This is a genomic window from Glutamicibacter nicotianae (genome assembly GCF_002797775.1).
Lineage (GTDB): Bacteria > Actinomycetota > Actinomycetes > Actinomycetales > Micrococcaceae > Glutamicibacter > Glutamicibacter nicotianae.
The window spans coordinates 1,595,449-1,609,400 of record NZ_PGEY01000001.1 but is presented as its reverse complement, the minus strand read 5'-3'; the positions used below and the strand labels follow the sequence as shown (position 1 = coordinate 1,609,400).

General features: G+C 57.9%; 9 protein-coding genes. 7 read left to right on the top strand and 2 right to left on the bottom strand.

Translation table 11 applies throughout. From position 1 onward, the window contains the following. Window positions 1-114: 114 nt before the first annotated feature. Window positions 115-4,908, top strand: coding sequence for an NAD-glutamate dehydrogenase (locus ATK23_RS07375; RefSeq protein ID WP_083515722.1), 4,794 nt, complete (start codon window positions 115-117; stop codon window positions 4,906-4,908). Window positions 4,909-4,917: 9 nt separating this feature from the next. After that, the gene (locus ATK23_RS07370; protein ID WP_066144249.1) at window positions 4,918-6,405 is read left to right on the top strand and encodes a sensor histidine kinase; all 1,488 of its coding nucleotides are present in this window, start codon (window positions 4,918-4,920) and stop codon (window positions 6,403-6,405) included. Window positions 6,406-6,479: 74 nt separating this feature from the next. Here ATK23_RS07370 and ATK23_RS07365 read toward each other — a convergent pair whose 3' ends face one another. Next, window positions 6,480-8,186: a LysM peptidoglycan-binding domain-containing protein gene (locus ATK23_RS07365; RefSeq protein WP_066144251.1), complete on the bottom strand. Its 1,707-nt coding sequence runs from the start codon at window positions 8,184-8,186 to the stop codon at window positions 6,480-6,482. Window positions 8,187-8,391: 205 nt separating this feature from the next. On the opposite strand from ATK23_RS07365, the gene ATK23_RS07360 reads away from it, so the two are divergent. Further along, window positions 8,392-8,745, top strand: coding sequence for an Rv2175c family DNA-binding protein (locus ATK23_RS07360; RefSeq protein WP_038990532.1), 354 nt, complete (start codon window positions 8,392-8,394; stop codon window positions 8,743-8,745). A gap of 97 nt (window positions 8,746-8,842) precedes the next feature. Here ATK23_RS07360 and ATK23_RS07355 read toward each other — a convergent pair whose 3' ends face one another. Further along, the gene (locus tag ATK23_RS07355) at window positions 8,843-9,949 is read right to left on the bottom strand and encodes a polyprenyl synthetase family protein (RefSeq protein WP_083515715.1); all 1,107 of its coding nucleotides are present in this window, start codon (window positions 9,947-9,949) and stop codon (window positions 8,843-8,845) included. A 161-nt stretch (window positions 9,950-10,110) separates the two neighbouring features. On the opposite strand from ATK23_RS07355, the gene dinB reads away from it, so the two are divergent. The 4 genes from dinB (at window position 10,111) to rsmH (ending at window position 13,951) form a co-directional block, all read left to right on the top strand. Continuing rightward, a complete protein-coding gene (dinB, locus tag ATK23_RS07350; protein ID WP_066144254.1) occupies window positions 10,111-11,277 on the top strand; it encodes a DNA polymerase IV in 1,167 nt (388 codons plus the stop codon). A 182-nt stretch (window positions 11,278-11,459) separates the two neighbouring features. Then, the gene (locus ATK23_RS07345; protein WP_066144505.1) at window positions 11,460-11,843 is read left to right on the top strand and encodes an SCO2097 family morphological protein; all 384 of its coding nucleotides are present in this window, start codon (window positions 11,460-11,462) and stop codon (window positions 11,841-11,843) included. Between the two features lie 531 nt (window positions 11,844-12,374). Continuing rightward, window positions 12,375-12,788: a division/cell wall cluster transcriptional repressor MraZ gene (gene mraZ, locus ATK23_RS07340; RefSeq protein ID WP_038990697.1), complete on the top strand. Its 414-nt coding sequence runs from the start codon at window positions 12,375-12,377 to the stop codon at window positions 12,786-12,788. A gap of 170 nt (window positions 12,789-12,958) precedes the next feature. Then, window positions 12,959-13,951: a 16S rRNA (cytosine(1402)-N(4))-methyltransferase RsmH gene (gene rsmH, locus ATK23_RS07335; RefSeq protein ID WP_038990528.1), complete on the top strand. Its 993-nt coding sequence runs from the start codon at window positions 12,959-12,961 to the stop codon at window positions 13,949-13,951. Window position 13,952 lies beyond the last annotated feature (1 nt).

Genomic DNA, 13,952 nt, shown 5'->3' with positions numbered 1-13,952 from the left:
GAAAACCGAGTAATGTGGGTAAAACTAGATACCCGCAAAGGCGCGGGTTAATCGAACTTTGTTCTTGGAGGCGTTCTTTTGAACTCGTCGGAATCCAGCATGTCAGAATCATTCATGGATGAGACACTCACCTCGAAACTGGTGAGCGAGTACTACGGCCAAATTGCGACCGAAGACGTGGCGGCCTATCGGCCAGACGAACTCGAAGCTCGCGTGGCAGCACATCTGGAAATCGGGTATCAGCGTGATGCGGAAAATGCTAACGTCGCCATTACCCGCAACAACGGAATTTCAGTGGTCCACATCGTCACCGATGACATGCCGTTCCTTGTTGACTCCGTAACGGCCGCACTGGTGCAGCTGAAGTCACCGATTCAGCTAGTCGTGCATCCGACATTCGTTGTATCACGAAAAACTGAGACCGGTGAAATTACCAAGATCAGCCACGCGGGCCTGCAGCACGTTGCCAGCGGCGACACCGCTGCGCTCTCGGATTTGAGTACGCTGATTTCGGCCGGTGCGGAAACCCGCATCGAGTCATGGATTTCAGTCGAGCTGGCTCGCGAACTCACCGATGCGCAGGCCAAGGAATTCGTTGAACGGCTTTACAGCGTTCTGGCTGATGTACGTGTCGCCGTGAAGGACTGGCCAGCCATGCTGGATCGTGCCAAGGAGATTGCGCAGAGCCTTCCACAGACCCCCAAGGCCGAGGAAATTGCCGAGGTGCACCAGGCCGCGGAACTGCTGAACTGGCTGGCCGACGGAAAATTCACCTTCCTTGGCTACCGCGACTATTCGCTGGAAACCATCAACGGCGAAGACGTGCTGGTAGCCCGCCCGGGCAGCGGCCTGGGCCTGATGCGCGACCTGGCGGACCAAGGCCCGCAGCACCTGACCAAGCGCGGCCGGATCACCGCCCGTGACAAGCGCGCGCTGATCGTCACCAAAGCCAATTCCCGTTCCACTGTGCACCGTGGCGTGTACCTCGACTATGTCGGCGTCAAGAGCTTCGATGCCAACGGCGAGGTCAACGGCGAACGCCGCTTCATCGGACTTTTCTCCTCCAGCGTTTACACCTCCAGCGTGAAGACCGTTCCGCTGGTGCGCGAAAAGGTGGAAGCCGTCCTGAAGCGCACCGGCTTCGCTCCCGATTCGCACTCGGGCAAGGACATCACGACCATCCTTGAAAGCTACCCTCGTGACGAGATGTTCCAAATCTCCGTCGATGAGCTGACCAAGATTGCCCTCGGAATCCTGCGCCTGCAGGAACGCCGGCGCACCTCGGTCTTCCTGCGCAAGGACGATTACGGCCGCTTCGTCACGGCCATGGTCTTCCTGCCGCGCGACCGATTCTCCACGGCAGTGCGCCTGCGAGTGGAGCAGGAGCTGCAGCGCAGCTTCAACGCAGAATCCGTTGAATACGAAGCGCAGCTGGGTGCCGGCGCATTGGTTCGCCTGTTCTACCGCCTGCGCTTGCAGCGCCACGGCCTGGCACCGGTGGTCGACCGCAAGGCACTGGAAGATCGAATCGCCAAGGCGGTGCGATCCTGGTCCGATGCTATTGTCGACACCGCACGTGCGCGCCTGGAACTGGGCGATGCGAACACACTGTCCAACGCCTGGGCCGAAGCTTTCCCGGCGTCCTACAAAGTGCAGTTCGAAATCGAAGATGCGCTGAAGGACATCGATCTGCTCGCCGAGCTGAGCGAGCAGGACGCCGATGGTCCGGTGGTCTCGTTCTACGATGACGAGAAGCAGGACGAGGATTCTGCTGTTTCCAAGCGCATGAAGATCTACGTGACCAAGCCGCTGCTGCTTTCGCGCATACTGCCAGTTCTGCAGCATCTTGGCCTCGACGTCGTCGATGAACGGCCATATGAGCTGAATCCCGAAGGAATCGGCGAACGCTACATCTACGACATGGGCTTGAAGATCGATGAGGAGATCAACTTCGAGGCCGTGGAAGCCAAGTTGGCTGACGCCTATTGCGCAGTGGTGAGCAACCTCGCCGAATCGGACAGCCTCAACGCCTTGGTCCTGCACGAAGGGCTTACGTGGGAGGAAGTCGCGATGCTTCGTGCCTACGCCCACTACCTGCTGCAGCTTGGTGTTCCGAATTCCACCGGGTTCATTGCCAACGCCCTGGTCGGCAACCCGTCGGTGACCCACGCCATCGTGGAACTGTTCCAAGCGACCTTCGACCCGAAGCTGAGCTCCGAGGAATCCGAAGCTGCTCGGGAGGAAACGCACGCCAAGATCACCGAAGCACTGGAATCAGTGCCGACGCTGGATGCAGACACGCTGCTGCGCCGTTTCGTGAAGGTGATCGAAGCGACCAAGCGCACCAACTACTTCACCACTCACCAGGCGTTGGCATTCAAGCTCGCGCCGGAAGAGATCGACTTCGCGCCGTTCCCGCGTCCCAAGCACGAACTGTGGGTCTACTCGCCGCGTGTGGAAGGTACCCACTTCCGCTTCGGTGCGGTGGCCCGTGGCGGCCTGCGCTGGTCGGATCGCCGAGAAGACTTCCGCACTGAAGTGCTGGGCCTTGTCAAGGCGCAGATGGTCAAGAACTCCGTCATCGTGCCAACGGGCGCCAAGGGCGGTTTCTACGCCAAGCAGCTTCCTAGTCCAGCCTTCGACCGAGGCGCTTGGATGGAAGAGGGCAAGGGCGCGTACAAGGTCTTCATCCGCACCCTGCTGGACCTGACCGACAATCTGGTGGCCGATGAAAACGGGGAGCACATCGAGGCGCCGGCCAACGTGGTCCGCCGCGATGGCGATGATTCCTACTTGGTGGTTGCTGCCGACAAGGGCACTGCGAGCTTCTCCGATATCGCGAACTCGATCTCGGCCGACAAGGGACATTGGCTGGGCGATGCCTTCGCATCGGGCGGCTCGGTGGGCTATGACCACAAGGGCATGGGCATCACCGCACGCGGTGCCTGGGAGTCGGTCAAGCGCCACTTCTTCGAGCTGGGCATCGACACGCAGAAGGACGAGTTCACCGCCGTTGGCGTGGGCGACATGTCCGGAGACGTGTTTGGCAACGGCTTGCGCCGTACCCCAACCGTGAAGCTGGTGGCCGCCTTTGACCACCGCGACATCTTCCTGGATCCGAACCCGGATCCCCAGGTCGCTTTCGACGAGCGCCAGCGCCTGTACGACCTGCCGCGCTCTAGCTGGGCAGACTACAACAAGGAACTGCTATCGGCCGGCGGCGGCGTGTACTCGCGCAGCCTCAAGTCCGTGCCGGTCAGCCCCGAGGTCCGCGAGGTCTTGGGCCTGGACGCCGGCATCACCCAGCTGAGCCCCAACGAACTGCTCAAGGCCATCCTCTCTGCGCCAGTGGACCTGCTGTACAACGGCGGTATCGGCACCTACGTGAAGTCGGCGGCCGAAACCCATGGCCAGGTCGGCGACCGTGCGAACGACGCCATCCGCGTCAACGGCGCAGATCTGCGCGTGAAGGTAGTTGGCGAAGGCGGCAACTTGGGCATGACCCAGCTGGGCCGTATCGAGGCAGCACGCAAGGGCGTCCTGCTGAATACCGATGCGATCGACAACTCTGCGGGTGTCGACACCTCCGACCGCGAAGTTAACATCAAGATTTTCGTGGACCGCCAGATCAAGGCCGGAAACCTCTCCGAGGCCGAGCGCACCGAGTTCCTGCTGTCGATGACCGATAACATCGGTGACCTGGTGCTGAAGACCAACTTCGAGCAGAACGTGTTGCTGTTGAATGAAAAGCACGCGGCATTGACCTGGACTCCTGCCTATGAGCGCTTGATGCAGTGGTTGGAAGCCCATGCTGACTTGAACCGCGGCTTGGAGTTCCTGCCGAACGCGGAAGAGCTGGAAGAACGCCGTGCCGCTGGCGACGCGATGACCACTCCAGAGCTGTCGGTGCTTGCCGCCTACGCGAAGATCCAGCTGGCGAACGCGCTGGCCGAATCCGATCTGGCCGATGATCCGTACTTCAACCAGACGCTGCGTCGCTACTTCCCAACAAAGCTGGTGGAGCGTTTCGGGGATCAGCTCGAAAGCCACCCATTGCGCCGCGAGATCATTGCGACGGTGATTGCCAACGATATCGTGAACATGGGCGGCATCACTTACGTCTTCAGGGCCATGGAAGAAACCAGTGCCAGCGAAGTCCAGATTGCCAAGGTCTTCTGCGCCCTGCGTGAGATCTATGGCTTCGACCGCCAGTTCGATGCCATCAATGCACAGCCGGCCGGAACCGATCTGGAACATTGGGGACGCCAGCACCACGACATGCGTCGACTGCTGGATCGCGCCACGCGCTGGTTCATCAACCGCGTCGACCAGCAGCTGCTGGTCACCGAAGCGGTCAATCGCTACGAAGCGACCGTGACCGAACTGCGCGAGGCACTGCCAACCCTGGTCCGCGGCAACGACCTGCAGCGTTTCCAGGAATGGCGGGAAGAAGCCATGGCCCAGGGCATCCCGGAGCGTCGTGCCAGCATGTGGGCGACCCAGTTCGAATCCTACGCGCTGCTGGATGTGGCAGAGTACGTCCACCGCACCGGAACCGCTCCGGTCAAGGTCGCAGAAACCTACTACGTGCTCTACGACCTGTTCCGCGTGGACAGCCTGCTGAACCGCATCACCAACCTTCCTCGTTCGGATCGTTGGCAGGCGTTGGCCCGTGCAGCAATGCGCGATGATCTGTACACCACGATCATCGACCTGACCGCCAACATCCTGGATGCCCACGGCGATATTGCGGACCCGGCAGAGCGTGTTGCTGCGTGGGAAGAAGCAAACGCGGCTAACCTTGATCGTGCGAAGACTATGTTCGCGGAAGTGAACAGCCTGGAACGAGACGACATGGCCTCGCTTTCCGTGGCGCTTCGCCTCTTGCGTTCCATCGTCCGAAGGTAAACACCGCTAATGGCCCTCATCACCGAAGAACTACGTCAACGTGCCGCACTTGCACCGGGTGATGAGGATTGGCTCCATCTTCTGGTGGGGGACTGGCAGCTGGTCTCGGATCTCGCATTCGCAGACCTTGTGCTCTGGTTCCCCACCGGGGACGGCTCCTACACGGCCCTGGCACACGTGCGTCCTTCTACCTCGCATACCGCGTTCCATAGCGACTTCGTGGGCGAACGCATCCGCAAGGACCTGCGCATCATGGTTGACCACGCCTGGGAAACCAAAGAAGTGCAACGCTCTGCGGAACAGGCCGGCAAAGACATCATCATGGGCTTGACTACTGTGCAGGCGATTCCGCTGGTGCGCCAGAACCGCCCGGTTGCGGTGATCACCTCCCACTTCGACCCCAACCAGTCCCGCACGCCCAGCAACCTGGAATTGGTCTACCGGCAAAGCGCGGATGACCTGTTGCAGATGGGCACCCAAGGACTGTGGCCTGACTTCGCCAGCCCCACGGGATCGCGCCGAGGAGCGCCACGCGTCGGCGATGGCTTCATCCGTCTCGGTGTTGATGGCGCCGTCGAATTCGCCAGCCCCAACGCTGTTTCAGCTTTCCGCCGTCTAGGCGCAGCCGACGTACTGCAAGGCCAGCCGCTGGCTGACCTGACGATGGCGCTGGTCAGCGACCGACGCGTCGTCGATGAAACTCTTCCACTGGTTCTCCAGGGCAAGATGCCATGGCGTACCGAGGTGGAACACCGCGGAGTCACGCTTTCGCTGCGTGCCATCCCGCTTCGCAACGAATCAAAGCGCTGGGGTGCTCTAGTGCTCTGCCGCGATGTGTCTGAACTGCGCCGCCGCGAAAAGGAACTGGTTACAAAAGACGCGACAATCCGTGAAATCCACCATCGTGTGAAGAACAACTTGCAGACTGTCGCGGCGCTGTTGCGCATGCAATCTCGCCGGATGAGCTCGGAGGACGGCAAGCAGGGGCTGGAGCAGGCCATGCGCCGGGTCTCCACTATCGCTTCGGTCCATGACTTCCTGTCCAAGGGCCTGAACGAAACCGTGAAATTCGATGATCTGATGGATCGCCAGTTCCGATTGATCGTGGAAATTGCTTCTCCGGAACAAAGGGTCTCTACCCGCCGTGAAGGCGATTTTGGCATGCTTGACGCTGATTTGGCAACACCGTTATCGCTGGTGATCAACGAGTTGGTGACCAACGCGGTGGAACATGGATTGGCGCATCGTGATGGCGAGGTTGCCCTGGTCGCAGAACGATACAAGGGTGCCGATAGCAAAGATTGGCTGCGTGTTGTCATTGAGGATGACGGCCATGGCTTGCCGGAGGAACCGCGCCGCGAGGGTCTAGGGCTGCAAATTGTGCGAACCCTGGTGACTAGCGAGCTATCGGGTGAAATCCGTTGGCTGCCGGGCGAGAAAGGCGGCACCAAAGTGGTGATCGACATGCCGCTGGATCTTGACCGGCGTATAGCCTAAAGACCGGATCTAGCCGCAATACGAAGAGGCGAACCAAGCACTCTACGTGTTTGGTCCGCCTCTTCTGTGTCTTTTTAGCGGTAGTTCTTCATGTGAGCCTTGATGCTGGCTACATAATGCTTGGTGTCTTCGTACATGCCGTTGTTGCGAACGCCAGCCAACCCCTGGTAGTAGGATGCGATTGCATCGTCCAGGTTGTCGGTGTTGTCCAAGTTGTAGGCAATAACTGCGACGCCAGCAACGACGTTGTCGCGAGGGTTCAGGACATTCAGGTCCTGGCCAATGACCGATGCGATCCAGTCACCAGTGCTTGGCAGCACCTGCATGGCGCCAACGGCGTTTGCAGGGGATACCGCGCGCATGTTGAAGCCAGACTCCTGGTATGCGTGTGCCAATGCCAGTGCAGGGTCAACGCCCATGCTCTGTGCAGTGGAACGGATCAGGGCCTGCATCTCGCCGCGACTCGGCACATCGATCGAGTCAAGGTAATCCTTGTTCGAGTTCGCGTTGCTGACAACGTGGTCTGGATAGGTGCGACCAGCAAAGGTATTGCCGATCTTCTGCTTCTTGACCTCGCCAGACGGCGCAACCGACGAGCCCGATACCTTCAGCTTGGCGCCGATCTTCAGAGGCGAGTTCGCGCTGAACTCCGGGTTCAGATCAAGCAGCGCAGCCAGCTTCATACCGTGGCTGGTCGCGATGCCACTGAGGGTATCGCCGGACTTGACCGTGTAGGTCGAGCTCTTTGCTTTAGGCGCAGCGTTGCTCTTCGGTGTGGAGCTTGACGATGAACCGCCGGATACCTTGATCTTGGCGCCTGGGAAGATCGGCTTGCTGGCTGAAATGTCATTGATCTTCAGCAGATCGGACAGACTCATGCCGTGCTTAGCGGCGATGCCGCTGAGGGTATCGCCGGACTTGACGGTGTAGCTCGAAGAAGCAGACGAGGAGGACTTCTTCTGGGACGACTTCGGAGACGAGCCGGAGGAGGACGAACCCTTGACCTTGATCTTGTCGCCGGGGAAGATCACCTTGCTTGCCGAGATGTCGTTCTTGCTCAGGAGCGACGACAAGCTCATGTTGTGCTTGATGGCGATGCTTCCGAGGGTGTCACCGCTCTTCACGGTGTAAGTCGAAGAACCAGAGGACGAAGACTTTTTCGCATGGGTTGCACCGCTGGAGCTCGAAGCCGAACCCTTGACCTTCAGCTTGTCGCCGGGGAAGATCACCTTGCTTGCCGAGATGTCGTTCTTGTCTAGCAGGTCCGACAAGCTCATATTGTGCTGGCTAGCAATGGCGCTGAGCGTATCGCCATTTTTAACCGTGTAGGTGGACGCAGATGACGAAGAGCTTGAAGACTTGCCCTTGGAGCTGCTCTTTGAAGCGTGACCGGAGACCTTGAGCGTCTTGCCGGCAATGATCGAATCGTTCTTGAGGTTATTGAGCTTCTTCAGCTCGGATACCGTGGTGTCGTATTCCCGAGCGATACTCCACAGGGATGCGCCTGCTGGAATCTTGATCTCGGAAACATCTCGTTTCGCTGGCAAGCCCAACGTAGATACGCGAGAAGCGATCAGGTGGGCTTTTATCTGGTCCTCAGCAACCTTGATGGTCTCTGGAGTTACCGCCTTGGCAAAGCTTCCTGAGGTGTTAGGAATAATCGTCGGTGCTGCCTGCGCTGCTGGAGCCAAGGCGAGACTACCGATGACCGCAGCGGGAATGGCCGCGCCTGCTACAACGCCTAACGCATGCTTGGAAGCATGTTTGGATTCGTGGGCCATGAAGTCAATCCTCATTTATACGGTGAAAATAACGGGCTTTGCTCCGCAGGTAACAAAGGGAAATCGTTCCTCATGTTGTCTGTGATGCAATTGTTATCAAAGTGATACAAGAAAATTTACACTACTACTGTGACTGATGGGAACTGCTGAGGTGGGTTTCATCCAAATTTCTGCGCGGATCAGGAATTTGTGGGAACCTTGAGAGGTGAAGGAAACCGTAGAACTCGTCGGCCAGTGGCTGACCCTGCCCGATGTGGCTGAAGAATTAGAAGTAGACATTCGCCGTGTGCACCGCCTGCTTGATGAGCGTGCCATTGTTTCGTTGAGAATTGGCGAACGCAATGTCCGTTCGATCCCTGCAGATTTTCTCCAAGACGGCATCGTGGTTGAAAGCCTGAAAGGCACCCTCTCGGTACTGTCGGATTCCGGCTTCTCGGATGAAGAAGCCATTGTATGGCTGTTCACCGAGGATGAGTCGCTGCCTGGCACGCCAATGAATGCTTTGCGTACGGGGCGAAAAACCGAGATCCGCCGCAGGGCGCAGGCTCTGGGCTGGTAGGTCCGAAAGAAGTTGCCCCAGCATAAACAAAAGGTCTCAACCATCATCCTGACGGATCCATGGTTGAGACCTTTTGTTTAGTTTTAGTAACGTTTCGCTATTTACTTCTCTTTGTCACGGCGTCGCTAAGCTGTTGCATTCCCGCCAGGGCCAAGGGGGAGACCTGCAATGCTTCGAGCGCGAGATCTGATTGGGTAGTCAATTCGCTAATGCTCTGCTCCGTTGCCGCCAAAGCACCGCTATCACGCAGAATATTGCTGAGCCGTGCAACTTCCTCTTGAGAGAGATCCGCTGCGCCGAGACGCCCCTGAATGAAGTCCTGTTCGTCAGGAGTTGAAAGCAGCAGTGCATGGGCAATCAACTCAGTCCGCTTGCCTTCCAGCAGATCGCCGCCTGTCGGTTTGCCGGTGATTTCTGGATCGCCAAACACGCCCAGGACATCGTCACGCAGCTGAAACGCCTCGCCCAGTGGAAGCGCGAATTCAGAGTAGTGATTCAAAAGCACTTCACTGGCCCCTGCCAACGCGCCGCCAAGTAAGAACGGGTTTTCGGTGGAGTATTTCGCTGACTTGAAGCGCACGATGGTGCGAGCGCGCTTGACCGCTTCCTTCGGATCGTAGGCAGGACCTGCAGACTCTTCGAGAACATCGAGATATTGACCGGCCATCACTTGGGTGCGCATTTGATTGAAGATGGTTCGCGCCCGAGGGGTGAGGGACGTAATGCCCGAGAAAACTTCCTCGCTTAGTGACAGGCATAGGTCACCGGCAAGGATTGCGCTGGCCGTGCCGTAGCTCGAAGCGCTCCCTGACAGTCCAAGCTGCAGGTGCTGGGCCTCGAATCGCTTATGGACGCTCGGCTGGCCGCGTCGGGTATCCGAGTTGTCAATGATGTCATCGTGGATAAGCGCTGCACCCTGGAAGAGCTCCAAGGCGGCACCGAGGCGAACAATGTCGCTATCTTCAGGTTGTCCGCCGGCGCCAAGGTAGCCCCAGAAAGCGAACAGCGCACGGAGACGCTTGCCGCCACGGGTCAGCGAGGTGATTGCATTGACGATTTCGATGGCGCTGCTGGTGATTTGACCAACTTCATCGCTTTTCGCAGCCAGAAACTCCTCCAGTAGTTGAGCAACATCAGAGGTGTAGCTGCGGCTCAAGCCCTGGGCTTCACTGCTGAGGGCCGGCACGGAATCAGGCATCGACATGCAAAATCATTTCTACGGGTAAGCAACTGGTGGTTAGCAACAACTCTACCGGTGATTCTCGTCTGGCAAAGAAGGCACTGCTGGATTCAGCTCGTGGGCTAAACTCGAATATACATTCGAGCGCGCTGATGGCGCGGCCATAAGAAGGGGAGAGGGTTGGAATGACGGAGCGAGCGATCCTGCATGTCGATATGGATGCCTTTTTCGTTTCCGTGGAACTGCGCGACCGCCCTGACCTGGTGGGCAAGCCAGTCATTGTGGGGCACCCTCCAGGACGCAGTGTCGTGCTCTCTGCCTCTTATGACTGCCGAGCCCGAGGGATCCATTCGGCGATGCCGATGAGCCAGGCCATCCCGCTGATGCCGGAAGCTACTGTGATCGAGCCAAGCCATCACAAGTACTCGGAAGCCTCAGCGCAGATCATGGCCTACTTCCACACGTTGACTCCTCTCGTTGAGCAGGTCAGTGTTGACGAAGCATTCCTGGACGTTACGGGAAGCATGCGCATGCTTGGCGGTCCGGTGCAAATTGCCCAGAAAATCCGCGAATACATACGCGCGGAAATGGGCCTGACAGCAAGCGTGGGCATCGCAAGGAACAAATTCGTTGCGAAACTGGCCTCGACCTACGCCAAGCCAGACGGATTGGCTGTAATTGCCCCCGAGAGAACCGAGGAATTCCTGCACGAATTGCCGGTGTCAAAAATGTGGGGCGTGGGAAAACGTACCGCCGACCAGCTCCATGCCTTGGGAATTGAGACCGTTGGGCAGCTTGCTACCGAGCCGGAAGCGCGATTGATCAGCCGGCTGGGGGAGCATGGCCGGGCCCTGCGCCTGCTCTCTCGGGGGATAGACAACCGTCCGGTGGAAGTTAGCAGGGATGAAAAAAGCATCTCCTCTGAACACACGTTCGCGGTTGACATCACCGAGCCGCAGGTGCTTGAGGGTGAGCTATTGCGGCTTAGCCATAAGGTCGGTCAGCGACTGCGGCAGCACGGCAAATCAGCCAACGGTGTTGGGATCAAGATCAAGTTCAAGGACTTCTCTGGAATTACGCGTTCGAAGGCTCTTGCTGCCGCTACAGATTCATCTACGAAAATTAGCGAGTCCGCTCTGGCACTGTTGCGGAAATTGACCCCGTTGGCCCAACCAGTCCGGTTGATCGGAGTGAGAGCTGAAAGATTGCAAGATTACGAGTTGGGTCTGCAATTCAGCTTGGACCCGCGTGAAGAGAAAGCGCGAGAAGCAGAACGGATCGCTGACCAGATCGGACAGAAATTTCCGCAGTCCATTGTGACCCCGGCTCGTTTTCTGCGACCCAAGGAATAAACGCATTCTGTGTAGAACGTATGGATATCTGGACAGTGGTGAAGATCAACTAGCAGGGCGAGTGCAAAAGAGTCTATCCTTGAAATAAGTTCAATCGAATCCGGGGAACTTTTCCCATTGGCGCGACGTTGAACTTGGAGACGGTGGACGACCGTCAGGTTTGCCTTTGGAAGGAGAAGACGATGCCGCTATCGGAGCACGAGCAGCGTTTGTTGGAGCAGTTGGAAAAGCAGCTGCATGAAGACCGTCGCTTCGCTTCCAGCATGAAGGGCCCATCGGGCACGGGGCGGCTGTCGACCCGCAATATTGTTTTGGGCATCTTGCTGGTAATCGCCGGCCTTGCGGGGCTCATTCTTGGAATATCCCAGCACATCATCATCGTTGGCGTCCTCGGGTTCGCCGTGATGTTCGCAGGTGTACTGCTCGCCTTGACAAAAACGGCTACCGGAAAAATCGGTCCTTCCAAGGGAGCGGGCGCAAAATCGGCCAGCAAGAATAACTCGCAGTTCCTTTCCGGCCTGGAGGAAAAATGGAACCAGCGGAAACGTGATCAGTCCGATAGCTGATCAGCAATAGATATTGAGGTGTGACCCTAAGGGTTGCACCTCTTTTTCGTTTAAGCTGTGCTCCTTGCGCCGCGGCAGCCCCTGTGCGCCAGATGCCGCGATGCGAGAGATTTGGCTTAGTGCCGCGAATGGTTGCCCTGGATACTCGGCATGCCAGCGTCGGGGGGAACGCACCAAATTCTAGTGATCTTGGATTCTCCGCAGATTCCAAGGTTCGGTTCCACCTGGTTGGCCGAGCCGGCCTCCACTTACCTCCCCGGGGTCCTCCACTTTCCACCACAGCGCCTGAAATTAGCTATATTCCGGGGATTTCGCGCGTCAAATTTCTGAATGATGCTCGACCGGGCCGACTGCTGATCCAATTCCCTCCACCTGAGCATAGGCTGAGCACCCGCTAGATTCAGCTGTTTTTTAAGTCCATACCCTCGCGAAACCACTGAAATTGCATTGACAGTGGAGGGTTGTGGAGTAAAGTGGAGGCAAGTAGAGAAGAATGGGGCTTCCGGCCACTTCACGCGGAAGGTGGTGTGCATGTTCTTAGGAACCTACACACCGCGTCTCGATGAAAAAGGCCGGTTGATTCTTCCAGCTAAATATCGGGATGAGCTGTCCTACGGGCTGGTTCTCACCCGTGGCCAAGAGCGTTGCATTTACGTTTTCAGCCAGCGGGAGTTTGAGAAGCAGCACGAGCAACTGGCGCAGGCTTCCTTGACTTCTCGGCGAGCACGCGACTACGCACGTGTGTTTCTCTCAGGGGCCTCGGATGAAGTTCCGGATAAGCAGGGACGCGTAACGATTCCGCAAGTGCTGCGCACTTACGGAGGCCTGGATCGGGAGGTCACAGTTATCGGTGCGGGTAACCGTATTGAAATCTGGGATTCAACTGCATGGCAGCAGTACTTGGACGAACAAGAAGACGTGTTCTCCGATACCGACGAAGACTAGGCCCTCGGGCGCTAGGCCGACAAGACACACCGTTTGTTGGGATGAGATCTCCAGCCACCATGGGGTAGAAAATCGTCTGGCTTCACTTCCCCGGAGCCAGAAGATTGGATCGCCACTTGGTTGGAGGGGGATCTGATCTCAACAGCAGATCGAAAGCGAAAGGGGGCGCAGTGCCAAATCAGGATTCCCAACGACCAGCATCCGAACGCCACGTTCCAGTACTTCTGGACCGATGCGTTAATTTGCTAGCTCCAGGTATTGAGCGAGCCAATGCTGAAGGCCGTCGGGCAATTGTGGTTGACTGCACCCTCGGCATGGGCGGGCATTCCGAAGCCATTTTGCGACGGTTCGATAATTTGCACCTGATCGGTCTAGACCGTGACGAGCAGGCGCACGAACTTGCGGGTGCTCGACTCGCTCCGTTCCAAGACCGGATCGACCTCGTGCACGCCGTGTACGACGAAATTGCGGATGTCGTGGAAGACCTTGGATTCCCTGGCGTTGACGGCGTCTTGTTTGACCTCGGCGTATCTTCGCTACAGCTCGACGAACGCGAACGCGGTTTCGCCTATTCCTATGATGCTCCGCTGGATATGCGCATGGACACTTCGGTCGGTCCAACTGCCGAGGACCTCGTCAACGACTTGGAACGCGACGAACTGCTTCGAATTATCCGGCAGTGGGGTGAAGAGAAGTTTGCCGGCCGCATCTCAACGGCAATCGTCGAGGCGCGTGCCAAGAACCGCATCACCAGCACCGCTGAACTCGTTGACGTGATCCGCAGCGTCGTGCCGGCAGCGGCCGCCCGAAACCATGGCCACCCTGCCAAGCGAACGTTCCAAGCCCTGCGTATTGCGGTGAATGAGGAACTTGACGTTCTGGAACGCGCCATCCCGGCTGCAATGGGGGCCTTGAACGTCGGCGGACGCGTTGTCGTCATGAGTTATCACTCTTTGGAAGACAAGATCACCAAACGGCACTTCGTCCAAGGATCAACCTCGTCGGCTCCTCCGGGGTTCCCGGTGGAACTGGATGAACATAAAGCTGAATACAAGGTGCTCACCAAGGGCACCGAGAAGCCAAGCGATCACGAAATAGCAGAAAATTCACGTGCAGCCTCAGCCCGCCTGCGTGCTGTGGAACGAGTGTTGAAGAGGAGCTAGC